Genomic DNA, 18,797 nt, shown 5'->3' with positions numbered 1-18,797 from the left:
AATGAAGTTAGGAAAATTAGCATTAATTGGGGCGTTAACTTTTAGCGGTTTTACTGCAATAGAAATGAGTAAGCCTACCTCACAAGCAGCTGCAGCTTACTCAGATCCACTTAATGATGATTGGGGATTTAAAACCATTGTGGATTTACAAAATTCAGAGGAAAGTACATATCAACCAGATTGGAAGATTGGGAATTTAATAACTGGTGATACATTTTATTTAACACAGCACTTTGGTAGAGAACATTTTGGTGCGCAAATGAAAATTTTTAAAATCCACACAAATGGTACCCTAGAACGATTCCAAACAATAGCACCAGAATTTATTCCTGGAACAGAAATTTGGCAAACCCCTATCACAGATAGCTATACAAGCGGTACTTATGTCGCTGCAATTAAATATCGTGGTGAATTCACGTATTCAAACCAATTTACAATCAATTAGGGATGTAATAAATTGAAAAAAGGCACCCTTGGGTTTCTTTTCTTCTGTACATTATATCTATTACGTGCTCATTGATTTTTTATGTACGTTTGAATTACTGTAGTAGTATTACAGTAATAGCTTGTGTATATAATAAAAGAAGAGATGCGCTAACATCTCTTCTAATAACTGCTACCGTCAGGGTGGTGGTTATATCATTAATTTTTTACGAAACCCACCCTTTTGCTTTGGACGGCGACGAGGAGTGGGTCTTTGTTATCTTTTTCTAAAATTTGTTTCCTAAAAACTTACCCAGAAACTTCACGTACAATGGCTTTTACAAATTCTTTTAGAAGCTCCAACAAAAACTCCATAGGTATATCACCCGCTTTCCTATCAAATGGAAAGAAGGGATAACTAATCACCTCACAATATACAGTTAAAACTACCTAAAAAAGACCACCAATACTGGCAGTCCTTTTTAGGTAGTTTTAGAAATTAAATTATAACATATCGATATACGGATTATAAATATATTTTTCCAAAAGATACTATAAGTTTTTGATAATTCTTGATTTCTCAATCTTCATTGCATGATAAATTTTCCTATAAGGATTAACAAATAACATTAAAATTATCAATCCACTAGATTATTAGAAAAAACTGGTTATCTATATAATTATTTGGTAAAATATTGATATAATTTAAGAGAGTAAAGTTAATATAGCTCAACTAAGTAATGGAAAGAAAATGTTTTATTGCATAGAAAAAGGCTCCATTGCTGGAGCACTCAAAATAAATAAACGAATTAAAACAAGAAACAGACAATTTAATTATATAGATAAAATATAAATAAATCTATATATATGCAAAATTACATATAAAAACTCTATTTATTAATGCTATAATAAACTTACTCGATGAATGTTATATTTTTTTATGGTTTTTAAGCAATACAATACCTTCTTAAACCAAGTGTACAAGTAAAAGAAGACATCTAAATCAATGTCTTCTTTTCTTATATAATAACAACACAATAAAATTAAGATGGTTCAAGTCGGAGGAAGGCACTTTTGGGTGTCTTTTTTTATTTTCATTCGACACTATATGACAATATACGAATATCAATTTTGATAAGATTGTGCAGAAATAGTACATTTTATATATCTTGGAGGAATTAAATTATGAGCAAAAAATTATTAATGGCTTTAGCATGCAGCGTGTTACTTATGGGGTTGGCTGCTTGTGGTTCAAATGATAAAGCGAGTACATCAGAAGAACCAAAACAAGAGACTAAAAAAGAAGATGAACAAAAGAAATTAGATGAGCAAAAACAGGAAGAGGAACAAAAGAAAATAGAAGAACAGAAAAAAGCCGAAGAACAAAAGAAGTTAGAAGAACAGAAAAAAGCCGAGGAGCAAAAGCAATTAGAAGAACAGAAAAAGGCTGAAGAGCAAAAGCGATTAGATGAACAACGCAAACAAGAAGAGACTCAAAGACAACAGGAAGAACAAAAGAAACAACAAGAAGCAGCTCGAGCAAAAGAACAGGAACAACAAAAAGCTGCAGCTAATACAGTACCACAGCAACAAGCTGCACCTAAGCAAGAGAAAGTTCACTTTGCAAACTGTACAGATGCAAATAATGCTGGTTACTATGATATAACTCCAGATAGCCCAGCTTATGCTTCGCATCTAGATCGTGATGGCGATAGCGTGGCTTGTGAACGAAATAAAGGACATAAAAAATCTAGTAAAAAACATTAGATTTATGGAAAAGCACTCTTATGAGTGCTTTTTTCTTTTCGTTCGACAGAATATGACAATATTCAGATTGATTGTTTGCTATGATAGGCTCGGAAATCTTACATTTCATTTAAAAAATACCAAAAAAGGCGGATTGCATATGGAAACACTAGCGGTATTAATTTTTCTAGCTTCAATAGTGCTGTTTGTATTATTTATCATTGCTCTGTTCAAAAGAAAACCTAAGGCGAAACTTTTTATTAGTTCGATTGTATGCCTTGTGTTAGCTATGATATTAATACCAACAAAAGATAAAGAAGAGAAACCTAAAGCTAAAGAAACAACTCAACAAGCTTCTACAGAGGTAAAAAAAGAGCCTAAAAAAGAAGAACCTAAAAAGAAGGATGAGCCAAAGGAAGAGGAACCTAAAAAAGAAGAGCCTAAAAAGGAACTTTCTAAAGAGGGAGAATCCTCTAAAGTGAAAATTACTGTAGGATCTGTTGAATCAGTAGACTCTGTTGGTGGAGAATATTTAAATGAAAAGGCAAAAGGTATATATAAAGTAGTTGAAATTTCAATTACTAATAACCAAAAAGATGCTATCACTGTAGACGCAAATAGCTTTAAATTAATGGATAATCAGGACCGTGAATTTAAGTATTCTACACAAGCTCAAACAGCTTATGATATTGGAAATAGTGGTAAATCAGATTTCTTCTTAAAACAACTTAACCCCGGTTTAACTCAAACAGGTAAAATTATTTTCGATGTTCCTGCTGACGCACAAGGCTTAGTTTTAAAAGCTCGCGGCGGAATGATGGGTAAAGAAATTAAATTAAAAGTAGAATAGTTGAAGGCACTCGAAAGAGTGCTTTTATTTTACTCTCTGACATAAATAAAATTAGAGGTGATGTGGTTGAAAAAACTATTACTTATTATTTCTGTTCTTGGAATACTAACGGTGGGTTGCGAAAATAAAACTGTTGAAAAAAAAGAAAAACCAAGTTCAAGTGAAACAACCTCTAGTAATACAAACGATAAGAAAGAAACCTTAACCGATTCTGAATATAGAGCCAAACTGGATCAATCGTTTAACGATATTGATCCATATACAACAGCATACTTAAAAAGTGTAAACTCAGGATCTATACAGATGGATAATGAAGACTGGAGAAAAGAAGTAATTACTATTTTAAGAGGATTTGAAACAGTATCAAATGATATGCTATCAATTAGCGCATCTAATAAGTACAGCAAGCTACATAGTACGATGGTAGAAGCAATGCAAGGATTCTCAGATGCATCTTTTATTATGAAAAACGCATTAACAGCTAAACATGTAAATGAATTTTAAAAAGGTCATGATTTGATGCAAAAATCAGCTAGAAAATATACAGAAATTTTCCCTTTGTTACGCGAAATCGACGGAAAACAAACTACTACACCAAATATCCCTAATCCAACACCAAAAACAACACCAGTACCTAAAACAGAAGAGCCTGCTGTTCCTAAAGAACAAGTTCCACCATCTACTTATGACCCTAAGAAAGATTCGGCCAACTATGATAAACACGGAAATTATAAACCAGTTGACCAACTGACTCCAGAAGAGATAAAAAAAGAAGCCGAAGAATTCATGACAGATTATTTAAATCGATAAAATATAGATTTTGTTCACTTTTACGATACATTTATGAAACATTCGTATGTTATGTTATATAAGTCCTTTTTTAAAATCATTTTCATTCTGTCAAAAAGTCCTAGTCCCTCTAGGACTTTTTACATTTAGATAAAGAGGTATAACAAATTTCTCAATGTACAACATTACTTAATGTGGTAAAATAATAATTGGATTGGCGTCCAATACATATTATTAAAATTAAGATGGTTCAAGTCGGAGGAAGGCACCTTAGGGTGTCTTTTTTTTATGAAAAAATCCCCACACATTGTGAAGGGATTATCATGCTACGAATATATATAAATAATTATTTAATATATAACTAATTATTTAATATATAACGAAGTGCGCCACGTATCTCTTGGATAGTTTATTGAAGTCTTTTGATATTCAAAAGTCCCTTCTTGATGATTTGATGCGTCCCATTTATATTCCCAACCTACAATAGGATTACCACCAATTATTTGTGAACCAATACTTTTTACATCAAATCCATTCATTTTGGCAAAAGGAAACTGTCCATACCCTATTTCTTTTGTGTAAACATATAAGTAACTTCCCCCATGATCTTTAGTTGTACTAAAACTATTAGGGGTAATGTATTCAACTCCACCCAATTGTGATTCTACTTTTACTACACTTAAAGAAGTTAGAGGTGCTGCTGGCCCTGCTGATGCCTCCGATGCCATTCCTAACCCAACTACTGTTGCCACCGCTAATGATGATATCCCCAATGTAACTTTTTTAAACATATAAACATCCCCTTGTTTTATAATAAGTACAAGTTTGATATTAACAGAAAATTATAATAATATTCCTTATTTTGAAAACGTTAACAAATTCTACTTTTTTAGATATGCAATTTAGCATATTGATTGACATGCAGGATAATTAATCCTCTACTTTCGATATACAAACTATTTTCAAAAGGACCTGCTCAATTAATCCATAAAAACATAAAGTAATTTGAATCCATTAAAATACATGAGTGACTCCTTATTTTTCTCCTACTATTTAAAGGAGGAATTATTATGGGCTTTGGTGGTAGCTGCGGTGGCGGCTGTGGCTTTGCAGGAGGGTTTGCTTTATTAGTTGTATTATTTATTTTATTAATTATTGTTGGAGCTTCTTGCTTCTGCTAAAAACTATGGGAAAAGACACTCTTATTTGGGTGTCTTTTCTTTTTTCTCAATATAAGAGCTATAAAAATATGCTATGGTTTTAATAGAAATTCCCTTTTGTGCAATGAGATAGAAATACCCAACAAAAAACCCACCTATTTCCGTAGGTGGGCCTTATCTTTATTACACAATACCAAATTATACTCTCATTTTTTCATAAACTTTATGCAATTATACATATTCATAAAAATTACACCAAATAAATATTACATATAGTAAAATATAAAATGTGGATACATTCTATAAAGCAGATTCTTTTGAAAGGCGTAACATGTCGATCGTTATAGAAGGTGTGGCGTCACTCTAATACTGATCTCAAATCTCTTGTACTTTATGAACTAACAATCTGGTGTATATAGACGATTCTGCTTTATAGGATGTGTTTACACGTATAACAAAGGGGTAATACGTGTATATTTATATAAAATTAAAGTGGTTCAAGTCGGAGGAAGGCACCTTAGGGTGTCTTTTCTTTATGCATACAAAAGCCTTATCTTCCTATAAAAAAGATAAGTCCTTTATATACTACCTATTATCCGATTCATCAGTTTTATTATAAACACATTTAGCTTCTCCAAAAAGACCATCTGTGTCCCATCCTCTACCATAATGAGCACATCCTAAAGGATTACGATCGTCTCGCATACTTGGATGTGTATTTGGTTCATAGCCAGTATTCACAATACTACCAACAATAAATACGCCTCCAATTACAAATACCACAGCAACGATTAATAGTGTCTTCCCATTAAGACCAGTAACAATGTCGTTTATAACTTCTTTTGCTTCTTGCTGAGTTCCGATTTTTGAAAATAATGAAAAAATAATAGAAGGTTATAAATATGAAAAATAGCACAATTATAAATTTCAGAAAATATTTCTAAAAAGCTTAGTTTCTTAGCTAAAAGTAACAATAATTCAAGTAGAAGTATTATTTTTGAACTTTATAAATATTGAACGAGGGAGAGGAGATATTTTTATGGATTCAAAAACGTATAAAAAGCTACAGGGACTACGTAGATATAAAGAGCCAATTCAAGCCGTATTGAGAACGGTTAAAAGACACGATAAAGACGATCCAGATACTGAATATGCTGAGTTCGCCCTTGAAAACGGAAAGATTATAGGTATTTGTAAAAAAGAGGACTTCTCAGATTATTCTTTTAGAAGTATTACACAATTCACAGGTAATATTTTTAACGTAGTAATTACTCAAATGTCTGATGAACTGGATGGAAATAAAGTTCAGGTTTCAGTAAAAGAAGCAAGTAGACGATCTGCAGATGCTTTAATGCGTGAGTTAATAGAATTGGAACAAGATGAAAGACTGCAAGAGCCAATCTACGAAGCAGAAGTAACTGGATACAACATGAATGCTCAGGTTCCAACTATATTCTTACGCATCAATGGTGCCGAATGTTTCATGAAATTACATGAACTAAACTATGGAAGAGTGTATAAAAACGCTGTGGATCGTTATGCACCTATTGGTGAACGCATCCCAGTTAAGGTTCTACAATTTAATCCAGAGCAACGATTAATCCACGTTTCTAGAAAAGCAGCAGTGGAAAACCCTTATCAGTTATTATCTGAATTAGCTGAAGGAGATACAATTGTAGGAAGGGTAGTAAATGTTGACCCGCGTTTTGGAGTTTTTGTTGAATTGGACCAAGGCTGCACAATTAAAGGAATTGTCCCTAAAACAATCGAACAGCCAGTATTGGATGAAGTAGTAAGTATGAGAATTGTGAATGTGGATGTAGAAAAAGAGCGAGGGTCGGGGGTTATCTTCAAGTTTCCTTTTGGACGCAAAAAAGTTAACGACCCAACGGCATTTTTATATAACTAATGAGTGCGCCGCAGGTTTCCGTACAAGAGAATGGAAAGGCGGTTCAATATTGGCTTAATAGGGATCAATCTTTATCACTTTGGGATGACCCCTCTTTGCAGGGGGGACCAATTCTTCCAGATAAATTCAAACCACTCACAGATTTACGTAGTATTTATGACAGAATTAATTCAGGTTTTATAAATGAAAAAGATAATTTAATACTAAAGCTTATTTGAGATTCATTAGCGATTACTGAAGCTCAAATTAAGAATTTTGTGGAATCTAAAATTAGTAGGTCACAGGTTTCAGAATCGCTGAAAAAACTGGTACTGTATGGATTTGTTAGTAGATGGGAGATAAAATCGGAGCTATTTCCGGATCAGCCCAAAACCTCTGCTCCAATCACTTTAAATACTGCTGGTCATTTGATGATGTGGGCTTATCATAACCGTAATACAAACTATTCTTTAAAGCCAGAACAGTGGTTAAGGCTTGGAGTAGCAGGGGTACAAAGATTTGTCACTATGAATCAAATAAAATATGAGTTTGCAGTAGGCCAACAGCTATTAAAAAACTGGTGCTGGTATCCAAGGCTAAAAGGTACTGGTAATGGATATAATCCAATTGCTGTTGGGGAAATTAAAACTCCGATTGGAAATCAAAACTTCATATTTGAAAGGGTACAACAAGGTCAGCGATATGCACAACATTTAAAATCGCGATTGAAAATTTGGGAAGATCAGATTCAAAATGGACCAGATAATTTATTGAATTTCGAAAATACGAAGAGTTTACCAGGTATTTTTATTTTATCTATATCAAATCTCGCTTTAGCAGAACATGTTAGAAAGGAGCTAATGTTAGACTTACGAAAGATTCCTATAATGCTCATAATAGACGAATGTATTCACAGTGAGGGATTCGCAAAATCTTTTTATATTTCAACTCAAAACGGAATTCAGCAAGCACCATTACCATTTTTAAGATAACAAGAGCTGCTTCAGGTAAATATGCTGAAGCAGCTCTTTTAGTTAAAAGGTAAAGTAGATAACAGTCATTTATAGTGTACTAAATAAGATGAAGATGAATGAACTGAATGATTTAAATTGAGGTCAAAAATGATTAGTAAGATACAAATATAAAACTAACTTTGAAGATTGGCAGTTAGAGTTAAGTGCCGATGAAGAAGAATTATATTATTTTGAAGAAGCAAAACCAAAAAAGGAACCTATAGAATTTGCAATTTATATTTAATATAGGAATTGTTTAACAGGAAAGGCGGTAGTGAAAAGCATTGAAAAAAACAGTTGTAGTAAAGGGAATTACTGTTTTATATGGTTATAGATATGTATCACCACGTTGAAAATATTTTAACTTTTAAACAAAATAAACAACAAGGGGTAGATAAAATGGGGAAATATGTGAAAGACCAAAAGGTAGTTGCCTATACACTATTAGGATTAGAACCTTGTACAGTTGTAAGAGTTGGTTGGATTTTTATTACGGTAAGAGAAGAAGAAACGGGTCATCTATATTCTGTTAGAAAAAGTAAAATGACACCTATAGAGGAAGAGGAACACTATCTTGTAGAAGAAAGTATTGATGATGAAGGGTTATTCGGTATAGGTAGATTGTTTGCTAAAATAGAAGCAGAAGACATGGAAGTTGCAAAGAAATCATTTGAAGAGAATGAAGACTTCCCTAAATACGAAGATTTCCATAAACCATCAGAAGGGAAACTGTATGGTGGAGAGTACTATACTACAATTAAAACAGGTAAAGAGTTACTAGAACAATACTTTAATCGAGAAGAGCTAGAACGTAATGGTACTAATTAAATTAGATGTGTAAACAGTTAAAGGTCAAATCTTATTTATGTTAGGTATATAGACTAAGAAAATTTATATTTGTTTTTTGGGAGGACAAAATAATGGATTTGGTAAACAAATTTTTAAACGGTTTGAAAGCAGCGTTATCAACAGATGATCTCGAAGCATTAAATAAAGCATACGGTGCTACAAAAGGAGATATTGATATATTAAGGACGAAATATCCAAATTGTCCAGAATCATTAATCACTTTACTTGAAAATATCGATGGTACATATTGGCGGAAATATGGAGAAAACGAAGTCACGGTATGTATTTTAGGTTCAGATGTTGAAGAGTATCCATATTATTTGCTTTCTACACAGGAGATGATTGAAAGTTCAAAAGAAGAAGAAGACGTCTCCTATCTTTTAGAATACCAAGATGACGAGGATGCTGTTGACTCCAAGATAAATCCAGAAGGACTTCTCCCTGGCACGTATATTCACTTTTCAGATTGTATGAACAACGGTGGAACATCAAAGCTGTATATTGATTTTAACCCTTCTGATGAAGGTGTATGTGGTCAAATCATTCGTTTTTTACATGATCCTGATGAATATGAAGTGATTGCAAACAGCTTTGATGAGTATTTACAGAATCTTATTGATGGTAATTTTAATTTTCTAGACGAAGAAGAATCTTAATAATGTGTGAAGAATTTTACTCAAATATTGGAGGAGATTGCGATGAATCAAGATCCAATTTTACAAAAGGAAATAAATAAAGGGGAAAATATGAGCTATGATTCTTCTTTCCGAACAGCATATGAAGCTCGAGAGAAATTACTTCTAGATGAACAAGCTAAGTTAGCGCATGCAGAACAAGAGGGCATGGAAAAAGGAATTGAGCAAGGTAAGATGCAGATAATCCGAGGGATGTATGAAGTTGGTGTACCGCTTGAAACTATTGCAAAAGCAAGTAAGTTGAGTGTGAAGGAAATAGAACGTATCTTAAATCTAAAATAAATATATGTGAGTATATAGAACTCATGAGTAGAAAAAAATAGACGTTCGTTATCATAGTACGTTTAATGGGAAAGCATTGCTGAAGATTTTGGCAGTGCTTTTTCTTAATCAATTTTTTGATGTTTTTCATGCTGCTCACAATTATATAAAAAATTCGAAAGAAGAACGTGAAATGTATTCACGATTAATAAATATGATGCAAATCTAATGTAATGTTGAGAACAGAATTCTTTAGTAATTCAATATGTTTTTTAATGATTCTTCTCCCTGAGATTTTGTAGGAAGAAAATACAAAAATGTTTACTATAAGGTCTCAATATATGAGGTTTTTTATATGTGTAAAGTTACTTTCCAAAAAGAATAGTTAACTTAAGGAGCCCTTCTCAAACTTGAACCGTCTTAATTTTATTTTATGTATTGAATTCTCATCCACATCTTATTTTCCCGCGTTATGTAATGATGGTCAGTGAGAAAAAAGGTACTCTTTCGAGTACCTTTTTTCTATTCTACTTTTAACTTAATTTCTTTACCCGTCATACCACCACTAGCTTTTAAGAAAATTCCTTCAGCATCTTTTGGTATATCAAATACAATTTTACCTGTTTGTGTTAGACCAGGATTCAATTGTTTTAAGAAGAAGTCAGTTTTTCCACCGTTAGCTAAGTCAAAAGATGTTTGACCTTGTGTTGAATATGTGAATTCGCGACCTTTACTATCTACTAATTTAAAGCTGTTAGCATCAACAGTGATAGCGTCTTTTTGATTATTAGTAAGTGTAACTTCTAAAATTTTAAATACACCTTGTGCTTGTTCTTTTGTATATTCATTGCCTACAGAATCTACTGTTTCCATAGATCCTACAGCGATTTTCACATCAGAAGATACCCCTTCTTTTGATACTGCTTTAGTGTCTGTTGAAGTTGTTTCTGTTGAATCACCGCCACCAGCAACCATAGCAATTATTCCGATTACAAATAAAACTATAATGCCTAGGCATCCAAACTTAAATATTTTTCCCACGTTTGTTCCTCCAATTATGTAAAATTTAAGATTGCAACAGTAATAATAACACATCACATATCTTTATATTGTCATATTATGTCGAATGGAAATAAAAAGATAGTTTGGAAGTTTCAGATTTCATTTCTGTCCTATGACCTATTTTTCCCCGTATTTCGTCTGTATCTCATATTCATAAAGGTAAATGCGCTATAGTCAAAAATTTTCGTCTATTTTTGGTAATTGATTCATGTAAAATTTGTTTGTTGGTACATAACTTCATCTATTTTTTACTATTGTATTATTAGGATACTAAGGTGAAAATAATTATGTATATGGGTTTCGACAATCAGGAAGATTGACAAAGTATTGAGAATTACTGGATTGTCTGGCCAAATTTAAGAATTTAAACAAATGCATTATTAAAAAAAGAACTCTTATGGAAAGATAAGAGTTCTTTAAAAAATGTTGTATTTGAAACCCGTGATGTTTCACAAAAATATTACGTATATGTAATATAATGAGTCAATGAAAATAATAAAGGTGCATATAATCTATATTTTAATTAGTTCAGCCCCTTGGAGGGCGCTCCAAGGGGCTGAGATTCGAGAATTTTTAAACTCTTGTTAATTTATATGAGAACTCCGTGAACTACTCGCCACTTAGCAAAGCTTGAAGTGGGAGCTTCTCAGTTCCACGACGAAAGTAACCTTTCGTCTCCCTGAGCGTTACTTCGGGGTGTTCCACCCCTAGATGTCCAACGCATGGATGCTCTGTTGGTACGGTTGATATTTTATGCAGGAACCGAATGGCTTGGTTTTCGCACTCTATTTTCTTCCTGCAACCTTCTATACCAAGTTATCAAAGAACTTCATATAGCAAGTTTATCAAAAGTTTTTGGCTATGCCAAACCGAAAGTCATCTCCCACCTATCGTAGGGCTACGCCCTTCACACGCTTGAGGAAGGAGAATTCTTTCGGGGAATACGTTAAAGAGTACCTATGCAAATTTAACACTCAACCATATATTTTTGAAACTATATATAGAGATTTATATGTTAGTAGGTATCATGTTGCGTAACCATAATTGGTGAGAGAAGGTGAGGGGACAAAAGAAGTACTGACTGGACCTACGGAGTATAAATGAGAAGATTCTTGGTTTTCTCCCAACCACCAAACATAAAGCGATTAGTTAAGAAAGATAGAAAGTTATATGATGCAGGTGCTTTTTTTAGTTATATAGAAATTATACATTAAACATACTTAAGGAGTCATTTAAGTATAAAGATAATTGATAATCATACAATGATATGGAAAGGTCTTTTCGAACATGTTAGTTAATTCAAAGTATATGTATTATTTGGAACCTGTGCGAGGGTGCTTTTTTAATTCACATTATTATAAGGACAAGCATATTATGTAATAGGACGAGTTCCTCGTGTCCTATTCAATGCTCAGGATAACCCCGATTCACATTGAGAGCACCGGTAGTGGGGGTGCTCTCTTTTTATTGAAAAATATATTTAAATGTATATAATATGATTATTAAATTTATTTTTCAATATAAGGGGTACAAATTCGATGCGACGTAAAGAGGATTTGTTAAAACAATGGAAGGTGGATCTGCAAGCTGTTCAAGAAGAAAAGAGGATGAAGAAGAAAGCTAAGAATAAAAAATATAGCATTCCTGGTAATACAGCGGGATTCATGAATGGAAAGAATACTTATCGTAAAGAGAATGGGGTATGGAAACAAAGAAATAAATGACGTGAAGGTAAATAAGTTTAGTTAAGTTTATAGCAAGTATTGTAGGCGCTTCCGTGATCTGGTTGGCGTCTTGTTTGTTGTTAAGGAAAAATAACAAAATCAAAGAATATAAGTACGGGATTAGGAGAAAAAATAATAGTCTTGTCGTTTGCTATAACCCACTAGGAAAAAGCGAATAACAAGACAATAGACAAGTAGTGAGAGGGAATTCCCATTCTCAATTGAAATTACATCGCAAAATCCAAATGCCGTATAAGAAATATTAAACTTATAAATGAAAAAAGAAACATGCTAGTGTCCCAAAAATATAAGTTTTTAAGGCTCTACCAGGATATGAATTGCAGGTACATCCCCGTATCGGTATAACGCGGAACACAATGTTCTTGGAACGGTGGACAGTAGTTGCCACGGAGAAGTCGGGGTGTTGGTTGTTAACAATGAAGTTCCTAAAGAAGAAAATTATGCAAGATCATGAAATTGAAAGAGGTACTCGTATTGCTAAAGGCGACATAGCTTCGGTGGAAAAAGCTCATTTATAGAAAAAAAGAATGAGGAAAGTGGATTGGATTATTAGCTAAATCCAACCATAATCATTTCTTCATTTTTTATTTCAATATCATAAGCAACCCAATTATTATATAGAAATACAAATTCAATGACTTGAATTCAATGTTTTGTTACGCTATAAATAGCTTGATTTGTTTTTGACTTAAACATATTAAGAGTACTTAATAATTTTTAGGAGGCTTTTTTGAATGAAGTTATGTAAGGCGAAAACCTGGTTACCATTATCTGCTGCAATGATTACAGTAGTATCAAATCCAATAGGGACTGCGGCTTCAACGGTTTATACGGTTCAAAAGAATGATACCCTAGAAGCGATAGGTAAACAATATGAGGTGTCCGTACAATCACTTAAACAAGAAAACAATAAAGCAAATGATCAAATTAATATTGGAGAACGTTTAACAATTCCAGTATCATCAACTGCAAACAAATATTTTCAAAAAACTAATTCAACAGTTTCAACTAATACATATCAAGCAATTTACCAGGTGAAAAGCGGGGATACATTAAGTTCTATATCACAACAATATAAGGTTTCAATACAGTCCATAAAACAAAACAATAACGTAGAAGAAAATCATATTTTTGTCGGTCAGCACTTAAAGATTGATACTGGTATTTCATTACAAGAAGTGGATTTAATGGCTCGATTAGTAAATGCAGAAGCAGGGGGAGAACCGCATGCAGGAAAGGTTGCAGTTGCAAAGGTAGTATTAAATCGTACTAACGCAAATGGTTTTCCAAATACAATTACAGGCGTAATTTATGAACCCATTAAAAATGGTTATGCATTTACTCCTGTTACAGACGGTAGAATTAATCAGCCTGCTACACAGGAAGCAAGAATGGCAGTAGAAGAGGCTCTCACTTCAAAAGGAACAAATTCTGATTGGCTTTATTTCTACAATCCAAAAACCTCGACTGATAAATGGATTACAACACGTCAAACCGTTGCACAAATTGGAAACCATCTGTTTGCTAAATAAAATAATCGTACATTAATAGGTTTCCAATGAGATAAGGAGAGGTTATTTTTGCGTGTAGTTCATTCACTATTAGCAATATTAGCAGTTATATTTTTAATTTGTGGTGTTATTATTCACGAGTATGTATTGGTGTTTTTGGTAGGGATTTGTTGCATGGTGATAGTAAGTTTTATAATTTCCAGTATACGTAATTGGAAAGAGAATAGAAAGCGTATTTCTATCGTGTATTTTACTTGTGTATTAATATTATTGCTATTGACAATATATCTTTTGTTTGTCACTTTTTATACACGTTCTGTGGAATTTTAGCACTTTTATATAAGCTAACGCGGCACATAAATCAAAAAGAATGATGAATTCTTCAAAAAATAATCAGCTGGGTTTAACGAGCTGATTATTACATCCAGAAATCCTCAAAGTCTACGCTGTAACCTTTTCTTTTTAAGGCCCTAATTAATTTTTGGCCATTCCCTAATGAAGGTTTGTATGTATTTGAACGAGAAATACGACTAATTGTATTTTGATTTACTCCGCTCCATTCCTTTAATTCGGTTTGAGTAATACTATTTCTTTTTAAAAATTTACCAAACCTTGATAATGGTTTCCCCAAGCCAAACATTGTGAACACTCCTATTCATAAATTCTCTATTAATCACATCTTTACCAAAGCATGATTTTTTTAAACAAAAGTGTTAATAATGTACAAGCCCCACGCAATATGATGTATCAAGGTAGCCACTCTGGTATTTAGCAAACTTATTACCAAATTAGATACCAAATCAACCAGCCTATGTACTAGAAAGGTATCTACCAAGTTAACAGTCAAGATAGTGTTATCAAGGTAATAGGCACATAAACCCTATATTTTATCTAGTTTGTTCATTTTGTTTATAGAGGAGGGCAATTAAATGCGTGGTAGGAAGGAAACAATTTCTTTTCGTGAGTGTATGAATCGATCTTACGAAGAGAAAGAAAAGAAAATACGTAAATACAATTCAGTTAGTCCTTTCGCATTTCTTCATATGTCGGATCAGGTACTACATACTTACATTGCATTAGGAGTAATGGGAACGGTTTTAATAGGGGCAGTCATATTAGAAAAATATTTAGTGCGACATGACCATATATCAGCAGCTAAATTTATAAGTGAAGGTATTTATTACGGCATGCGAATAGTTGGAGTTTGTTTGATTGGGTATGTATTTATTCGCATCCTAATCATGTTTTAGGGGGAAGTATATGAGAATGATAAAGAATTGGCTTCATGCAAAAAGGTTAAGGAATCAACTTATAGAGATATTTGGAAAAGCAGGTCTATATACGGAACATCAAACACGCGGGGGAAAAGTGCCTATTTATCCAAAGATATATAATATATCTTCTTCAGCGGAAAGCGTGAGGTATGTATTTACCATACCAAACGGATTAGATCCACAGAAGATTGAAAAGAAGTGGTTTTGTTTTCAGCAAATATTAGGACGGAATATTACGATTGAAGGGGATGTGAAAAAGTTTGTCCTACATGTATTTCATTCGAATGCTGGGCTAAAGCCGTATACTTATTGTTATAGAGAATGGCAGCCTCAATTAAAAGGTTACGGTTTACCTGTTGTGGTAGGCAGGGACCAATACGGAAAAATAATTGCGTACGATATGATTGGTTCCAATTCACCGCACTTATTAATCGCAGGAGAAACGGGAAGTGGGAAAAGTAGTATGGTACGTGTTGTACTATCCACACTCATTCAATATATGTCTCCTGAAAAGTTGCATTTGTATCTTGGTGACTTAAAAAACTCTGAATTTCATTTTTTACGTAGAGTGAAGCATGTAAAAGAAGTTTGTATGGAAGAAATCGAAATGAAAATAATGCTCCAAAAGTTATGGAAGGAAATCAGGGAACGAAGAAAACTTATGGAAGAATATGAAGTTGATCATATTGATACGTACAACAAATTAAATCCAAATCATCAAAAGCCATATATCCTACTTGCTATTGATGAAGTGGCTATGCTTAAAGATGAAAAAGAGTGTATGGCAACGATTGAAAAGATTTCAGCAGTCGGGCGATCACTTGGGGTTTTTCTTTTGCTTAGTATGCAGAGGCCAGATGCCAAGGTGTTAGATGGTAAGTTAAAACTTAATATGACTGTAAGAATGGGCTTTAAATGTGATAGTGTGATTAATAGTAATATTATGGGTACTCCTGGTTCAGAGTATTTAGAGCAAACTGGACAAATGATTTTTAAACGCAATGGATTAAAGAAAGTGCAAGCTCCTTATTTGGAATTAAGTAAGGCGAAACAAATTGTTGAACCATATCTCATGTCTAAAGGGGAGAAGATACTCAAAAATTCATCGCAAGTAGAAATGCCGTTATTTGGGGTGTTAGATGATGAAGAGTAGAGATAAAGGAATTCTGAATGATTTGAAGCAATTTAGATGCATGTCTCGAGATGATATTATTGACTTGCATTTTCAAGGCTTAAAGAATGCGATAACCTGCTGTAATACGGTTATGAAACGATTAAGAAGAGACGGCCATGTTGATGCTAACGTATTGCAACACCCATACATTTATTTTCCGCAACCTAGTTCTATCAGAAAAACCAGTCAAAAAATCCCTCATTTCCTTGGTATTGTGGACGTATACAAACAACTTGTTCATTATGAAAATCCTAAGTTATTCAAAGTGGAACCAAAGTATGGGAAGGAATATATGGAGCCGGATGCTTTTACTATATGGCGTAGGTCGCCATTCTTTATTGAAGTTCAAAAGTCAGTGTACAGTAAAAAGATAATGCAAGATAAGATAAATAGATATGAGTTATACTACCATAGCCAAGAATGGCATAATGAACCTTGGCAACCGAGAACTTCTAAATTCTTTCCTTCAATTCTTATCATTACCGATAAATATTACGACGTTCAATCTCCTTATTTCCTTATATTTCAGGCGAATTCTATAGAGAGTTTTATGAATAATTTAATAGTGAAATCATAAAGAAAGCCTGCATAGTGCAGAGCTTTTTTCCTTTCAATAATGTATTAAGTCATGTGTGATGATCGTTAGACGGCAATAAATGCGAAGAGTGAATTTGAAGCAAGTTATGAAATAGTAAAAAAATGAAGAAAGTAATCGTTTAAATAATTTTTAATGGTTACGCGAATATCTCATTTATAAACATTGATATAGGTAACTTTATTATCTTTCGAAAATGTAATGTTGACGTAAGGTTTTTGAATTTCTCTTCAACCGAAAACAGATTAAGATTACAGTAGCATAGAAAATCAATGAGGTGAACAATATGAAAAAATATATGGCACTTTTTAGCCTTTTAGTTGTATTTGCAAGTCTACTAGTTGGATGTGATATTAATCGTATGGGTAAAGATGAATATTACGTCCAAATTACAATGGATGGAAAAGAGGGAGTTTCAAAATCTATGGATGGGAAAGTGATGGGAAAGGAGTATGAATATACATTATCGGGTTTTGATAAGGAAGGTAAAGAAAAAGAGTTACAATTTATGGCACAAAAGAATCTTCGTAAAGAAGCATTCCTACGTGTATATCATTCAGATAAAAAAGGTGTAACAGCTTGGGAGGAAGTGCAGGAAGACGAGCTTCCTAAGAAAGCAAAAGAAAAACTAGGTGTGAAATAATCATTTATTTGTGATGGTGGATTCTCCTACGTGGAGGGTTCACCGTTTTTTATTATATGTTATTTTGTAGTTTTTTATATAAAGCATATTGAAAAAATAAGGTAAATTTTCCGGAATGAGATCTCCATAATTAATAATTTGTACGTTAACCTTTCCGTTATTACTAAATCCATTTATATCAACAATTTGTCCCACATATCCCGTTGTACCAATATCTTTTAAAGTACGTATAAAAAATGCCCTTTATCTTATCTTTATCTTATCTTTACCTTATCTTTAAACTTTTATATTAAACTTAAAACCTTAAAGTATTGATGTTTGAGTCTAAAGAGGGCGGGAGATAGATGTCCATTACATAGTTTGTAAATAACCAATTACCTTTGAAAAATTGAATTTTTTATACGAGGAGGAATATATGAAGGATACAAGTAAAAAACAAATTATAAAAGTGTTCCTTATTAGTATTTTGGGCTTAGGAATTATACTTGGAATGCTATATTTTAATCATAAAACCAATATTCAACAAAATAAAGCGCTAGCCACCGAAAAACGTGTATTGCAATATGAATCTACCTTGAAAAAAGAATTAGAAAAATATAATTTAGGAGAGAAAACAGCAGTTTTATTAGGAATTATGTACCAAGAGAGTAGAGGTGAGGGAAACGATCCTATGCAGTCATCCGAATCACTTGGATTAAAGCCAAATGAAATTCAAGAGACAAGCTTGAGCATTGAACAAGGAGTAAAACACTTTGCTAAAATGTACAAATATGGCACGGACAAGGATGTTAGCATGGATACAATTATTCAAAGCTATAATATGGGGCCAGGGTATATTGATTTTGTTGCTAGTCAAGAAGTTAAACAACACTCGGAGGATTCAGCCAAAAAGTTTTCTAAGATGAAAGTTGATCAAAATCCAGCGATGTATACTTGTGGTGGAAATAAAAATAATTTTAGGTATCCATATTGTTATGGTGATTTCACATATGCCACAAAGGTAAATGAAAAAACAAAATTTATTGAAGAACTTCTTCGAAATGTACATGCCTCTTCTAAATAAGCTGTAAAATGATACTGTCAGTTATCAACAATAAAATATTAGAATGTAACTTATAC

At 32.9% G+C, this 18,797-nt stretch carries 19 protein-coding genes and 4 pseudogenes; 19 read left to right on the top strand and 4 right to left on the bottom strand.

Annotated elements, in window-relative coordinates; translation table 11 throughout:
- Position 1: 1 nt before the first annotated feature.
- From AC1Q8L_RS23175 to AC1Q8L_RS23155, 5 genes are all read left to right on the top strand, one after another.
- Positions 2-445 carry a DUF5065 family protein gene (locus AC1Q8L_RS23175; RefSeq protein ID WP_000765889.1) on the top strand — a complete coding sequence of 148 codons (444 nt, stop codon included), beginning with the start codon at positions 2-4 and terminating at the stop codon, positions 443-445.
- Between the two features lie 1,163 nt (positions 446-1,608).
- Complete coding sequence (locus tag AC1Q8L_RS23170; protein WP_098311868.1) at positions 1,609-2,190, top strand: excalibur calcium-binding domain-containing protein; 582 nt, start codon at positions 1,609-1,611, stop codon at positions 2,188-2,190.
- Positions 2,191-2,329: 139 nt separating this feature from the next.
- The gene (locus AC1Q8L_RS23165; RefSeq protein WP_000448839.1) at positions 2,330-3,019 is read left to right on the top strand and encodes a DUF4352 domain-containing protein; all 690 of its coding nucleotides are present in this window, start codon (positions 2,330-2,332) and stop codon (positions 3,017-3,019) included.
- Between the two features lie 66 nt (positions 3,020-3,085).
- Positions 3,086-3,523 carry a hypothetical protein gene (locus AC1Q8L_RS23160; protein WP_416084265.1) on the top strand — a complete coding sequence of 146 codons (438 nt, stop codon included), beginning with the start codon at positions 3,086-3,088 and terminating at the stop codon, positions 3,521-3,523.
- A 15-nt stretch (positions 3,524-3,538) separates the two neighbouring features.
- Complete coding sequence (locus tag AC1Q8L_RS23155) at positions 3,539-3,829, top strand: hypothetical protein (RefSeq protein ID WP_416084264.1); 291 nt, start codon at positions 3,539-3,541, stop codon at positions 3,827-3,829.
- A gap of 344 nt (positions 3,830-4,173) precedes the next feature.
- Here AC1Q8L_RS23155 and AC1Q8L_RS23150 read toward each other — a convergent pair whose 3' ends face one another.
- Positions 4,174-4,599 carry a DUF4879 domain-containing protein gene (locus AC1Q8L_RS23150; protein WP_025118671.1) on the bottom strand — a complete coding sequence of 142 codons (426 nt, stop codon included), beginning with the start codon at positions 4,597-4,599 and terminating at the stop codon, positions 4,174-4,176.
- Positions 4,600-4,878: 279 nt separating this feature from the next.
- On the opposite strand from AC1Q8L_RS23150, the gene AC1Q8L_RS23145 reads away from it, so the two are divergent.
- On the top strand, positions 4,879-4,989 hold the full coding sequence (locus tag AC1Q8L_RS23145; protein WP_000505681.1) for a YjcZ family sporulation protein: 111 nt from the start codon (positions 4,879-4,881) through the stop codon (positions 4,987-4,989).
- A 564-nt stretch (positions 4,990-5,553) separates the two neighbouring features.
- Here AC1Q8L_RS23145 and AC1Q8L_RS23140 read toward each other — a convergent pair.
- Positions 5,554-5,899, bottom strand: a pseudogene (locus AC1Q8L_RS23140) (hypothetical protein).
- Positions 5,900-6,007: 108 nt separating this feature from the next.
- Here AC1Q8L_RS23140 and AC1Q8L_RS23135 point away from each other — a divergent pair.
- From AC1Q8L_RS23135 to AC1Q8L_RS23110, 6 genes and pseudogenes are all read left to right on the top strand, one after another.
- A complete protein-coding gene (locus AC1Q8L_RS23135; protein ID WP_098283023.1) occupies positions 6,008-6,877 on the top strand; it encodes an RNA-binding protein in 870 nt (289 codons plus the stop codon).
- Positions 6,877-7,848: pseudogene (locus AC1Q8L_RS23130) on the top strand (hypothetical protein). The gene AC1Q8L_RS23135 and the pseudogene AC1Q8L_RS23130 overlap by 1 nt, the downstream one beginning before the upstream one ends.
- A gap of 148 nt (positions 7,849-7,996) precedes the next feature.
- Positions 7,997-8,222 (top strand): annotated as a pseudogene (locus AC1Q8L_RS23125) (transposase); the annotation flags it as partial.
- A 46-nt stretch (positions 8,223-8,268) separates the two neighbouring features.
- On the top strand, positions 8,269-8,697 hold the full coding sequence (locus AC1Q8L_RS23120; RefSeq protein ID WP_003193323.1) for a hypothetical protein: 429 nt from the start codon (positions 8,269-8,271) through the stop codon (positions 8,695-8,697).
- Positions 8,698-8,789: 92 nt separating this feature from the next.
- Positions 8,790-9,374, top strand: coding sequence for an SMI1/KNR4 family protein (locus AC1Q8L_RS23115; RefSeq protein ID WP_071714735.1), 585 nt, complete (start codon positions 8,790-8,792; stop codon positions 9,372-9,374).
- A 9-nt stretch (positions 9,375-9,383) separates the two neighbouring features.
- Positions 9,384-9,695 (top strand): annotated as a pseudogene (locus AC1Q8L_RS23110) (Rpn family recombination-promoting nuclease/putative transposase); the annotation flags it as partial.
- Between the two features lie 501 nt (positions 9,696-10,196).
- On the opposite strand, the gene AC1Q8L_RS23105 reads toward AC1Q8L_RS23110, so the two are convergent.
- Positions 10,197-10,715, bottom strand: coding sequence for a DUF4352 domain-containing protein (locus AC1Q8L_RS23105; protein ID WP_000516011.1), 519 nt, complete (start codon positions 10,713-10,715; stop codon positions 10,197-10,199).
- Between the two features lie 1,559 nt (positions 10,716-12,274).
- On the opposite strand from AC1Q8L_RS23105, the gene AC1Q8L_RS23100 reads away from it, so the two are divergent.
- Positions 12,275-12,460 carry a hypothetical protein gene (locus tag AC1Q8L_RS23100; protein WP_098311867.1) on the top strand — a complete coding sequence of 62 codons (186 nt, stop codon included), beginning with the start codon at positions 12,275-12,277 and terminating at the stop codon, positions 12,458-12,460.
- A gap of 755 nt (positions 12,461-13,215) precedes the next feature.
- Positions 13,216-14,013: a cell wall hydrolase gene (locus AC1Q8L_RS23095; protein WP_000762315.1), complete on the top strand. Its 798-nt coding sequence runs from the start codon at positions 13,216-13,218 to the stop codon at positions 14,011-14,013.
- A 397-nt stretch (positions 14,014-14,410) separates the two neighbouring features.
- Here the strand turns inward: AC1Q8L_RS23095 and AC1Q8L_RS23090 are convergent, their stop codons facing one another.
- Complete coding sequence (locus tag AC1Q8L_RS23090) at positions 14,411-14,632, bottom strand: helix-turn-helix domain-containing protein (RefSeq protein ID WP_000467343.1); 222 nt, start codon at positions 14,630-14,632, stop codon at positions 14,411-14,413.
- A 289-nt stretch (positions 14,633-14,921) separates the two neighbouring features.
- On the opposite strand from AC1Q8L_RS23090, the gene AC1Q8L_RS23085 reads away from it, so the two are divergent.
- The 5 genes from AC1Q8L_RS23085 to AC1Q8L_RS23065 all read left to right on the top strand — a co-directional run bounded on the left by AC1Q8L_RS23085 (position 14,922) and on the right by AC1Q8L_RS23065 (position 18,741).
- On the top strand, positions 14,922-15,242 hold the full coding sequence (locus tag AC1Q8L_RS23085) for a hypothetical protein (protein ID WP_098311866.1): 321 nt from the start codon (positions 14,922-14,924) through the stop codon (positions 15,240-15,242).
- A gap of 10 nt (positions 15,243-15,252) precedes the next feature.
- Positions 15,253-16,419, top strand: a complete 1,167-nt coding sequence (locus AC1Q8L_RS23080; protein WP_001242353.1) for an FtsK/SpoIIIE domain-containing protein — start codon at positions 15,253-15,255, stop codon at positions 16,417-16,419.
- 22 nt (positions 16,420-16,441) lie between these two features.
- Positions 16,442-17,017 (top strand): replication-relaxation family protein, encoded by a 576-nt coding sequence (locus tag AC1Q8L_RS23075; RefSeq protein WP_002094250.1) that lies wholly within the window; start codon positions 16,442-16,444, stop codon positions 17,015-17,017.
- A 304-nt stretch (positions 17,018-17,321) separates the two neighbouring features.
- Entirely contained in the window at positions 17,322-17,678 is a 357-nt protein-coding gene (locus AC1Q8L_RS23070; RefSeq protein WP_000760452.1) for a YxeA family protein, read from the top strand.
- A 415-nt stretch (positions 17,679-18,093) separates the two neighbouring features.
- Positions 18,094-18,741, top strand: coding sequence for a lysozyme family protein (locus tag AC1Q8L_RS23065; RefSeq protein WP_000655720.1), 648 nt, complete (start codon positions 18,094-18,096; stop codon positions 18,739-18,741).
- The last annotated feature ends 56 nt before the right edge of the window (positions 18,742-18,797 follow it).

The sequence above is a fragment of the Bacillus sp. GW823-FHT06A11 genome (assembly GCF_058795355.1).
This window is presented reverse-complemented; position numbering and strand designations above follow the sequence as displayed.

What these genes read in the sequence shown, in the direction of transcription:
- AC1Q8L_RS23175 (WP_000765889.1), top strand. Translation starts at nt 2, where the DNA reads ATGAAGTTAGGAAAATTAGCATTAATTGGGGCGTTAACTTTTAGCGGT.
- AC1Q8L_RS23170 (WP_098311868.1), top strand. Translation starts at nt 1,609, where the DNA reads ATGAGCAAAAAATTATTAATGGCTTTAGCATGCAGCGTGTTACTTATG.
- AC1Q8L_RS23165 (WP_000448839.1), top strand. Translation starts at nt 2,330, where the DNA reads ATGGAAACACTAGCGGTATTAATTTTTCTAGCTTCAATAGTGCTGTTT.
- AC1Q8L_RS23155 (WP_416084264.1), top strand. Translation starts at nt 3,539, where the DNA reads ATGCAAAAATCAGCTAGAAAATATACAGAAATTTTCCCTTTGTTACGC.
- AC1Q8L_RS23150 (WP_025118671.1), bottom strand. Translation starts at nt 4,599, where the DNA reads ATGTTTAAAAAAGTTACATTGGGGATATCATCATTAGCGGTGGCAACA.
- AC1Q8L_RS23145 (WP_000505681.1), top strand. Translation starts at nt 4,879, where the DNA reads ATGGGCTTTGGTGGTAGCTGCGGTGGCGGCTGTGGCTTTGCAGGAGGG.
- AC1Q8L_RS23135 (WP_098283023.1), top strand. Translation starts at nt 6,008, where the DNA reads ATGGATTCAAAAACGTATAAAAAGCTACAGGGACTACGTAGATATAAA.
- AC1Q8L_RS23120 (WP_003193323.1), top strand. Translation starts at nt 8,269, where the DNA reads ATGGGGAAATATGTGAAAGACCAAAAGGTAGTTGCCTATACACTATTA.
- AC1Q8L_RS23115 (WP_071714735.1), top strand. Translation starts at nt 8,790, where the DNA reads ATGGATTTGGTAAACAAATTTTTAAACGGTTTGAAAGCAGCGTTATCA.
- AC1Q8L_RS23100 (WP_098311867.1), top strand. Translation starts at nt 12,275, where the DNA reads ATGCGACGTAAAGAGGATTTGTTAAAACAATGGAAGGTGGATCTGCAA.
- AC1Q8L_RS23095 (WP_000762315.1), top strand. Translation starts at nt 13,216, where the DNA reads ATGAAGTTATGTAAGGCGAAAACCTGGTTACCATTATCTGCTGCAATG.
- AC1Q8L_RS23090 (WP_000467343.1), bottom strand. Translation starts at nt 14,632, where the DNA reads ATGTTTGGCTTGGGGAAACCATTATCAAGGTTTGGTAAATTTTTAAAA.
- AC1Q8L_RS23085 (WP_098311866.1), top strand. Translation starts at nt 14,922, where the DNA reads ATGCGTGGTAGGAAGGAAACAATTTCTTTTCGTGAGTGTATGAATCGA.
- AC1Q8L_RS23080 (WP_001242353.1), top strand. Translation starts at nt 15,253, where the DNA reads ATGAGAATGATAAAGAATTGGCTTCATGCAAAAAGGTTAAGGAATCAA.
- AC1Q8L_RS23070 (WP_000760452.1), top strand. Translation starts at nt 17,322, where the DNA reads ATGAAAAAATATATGGCACTTTTTAGCCTTTTAGTTGTATTTGCAAGT.
- AC1Q8L_RS23065 (WP_000655720.1), top strand. Translation starts at nt 18,094, where the DNA reads ATGAAGGATACAAGTAAAAAACAAATTATAAAAGTGTTCCTTATTAGT.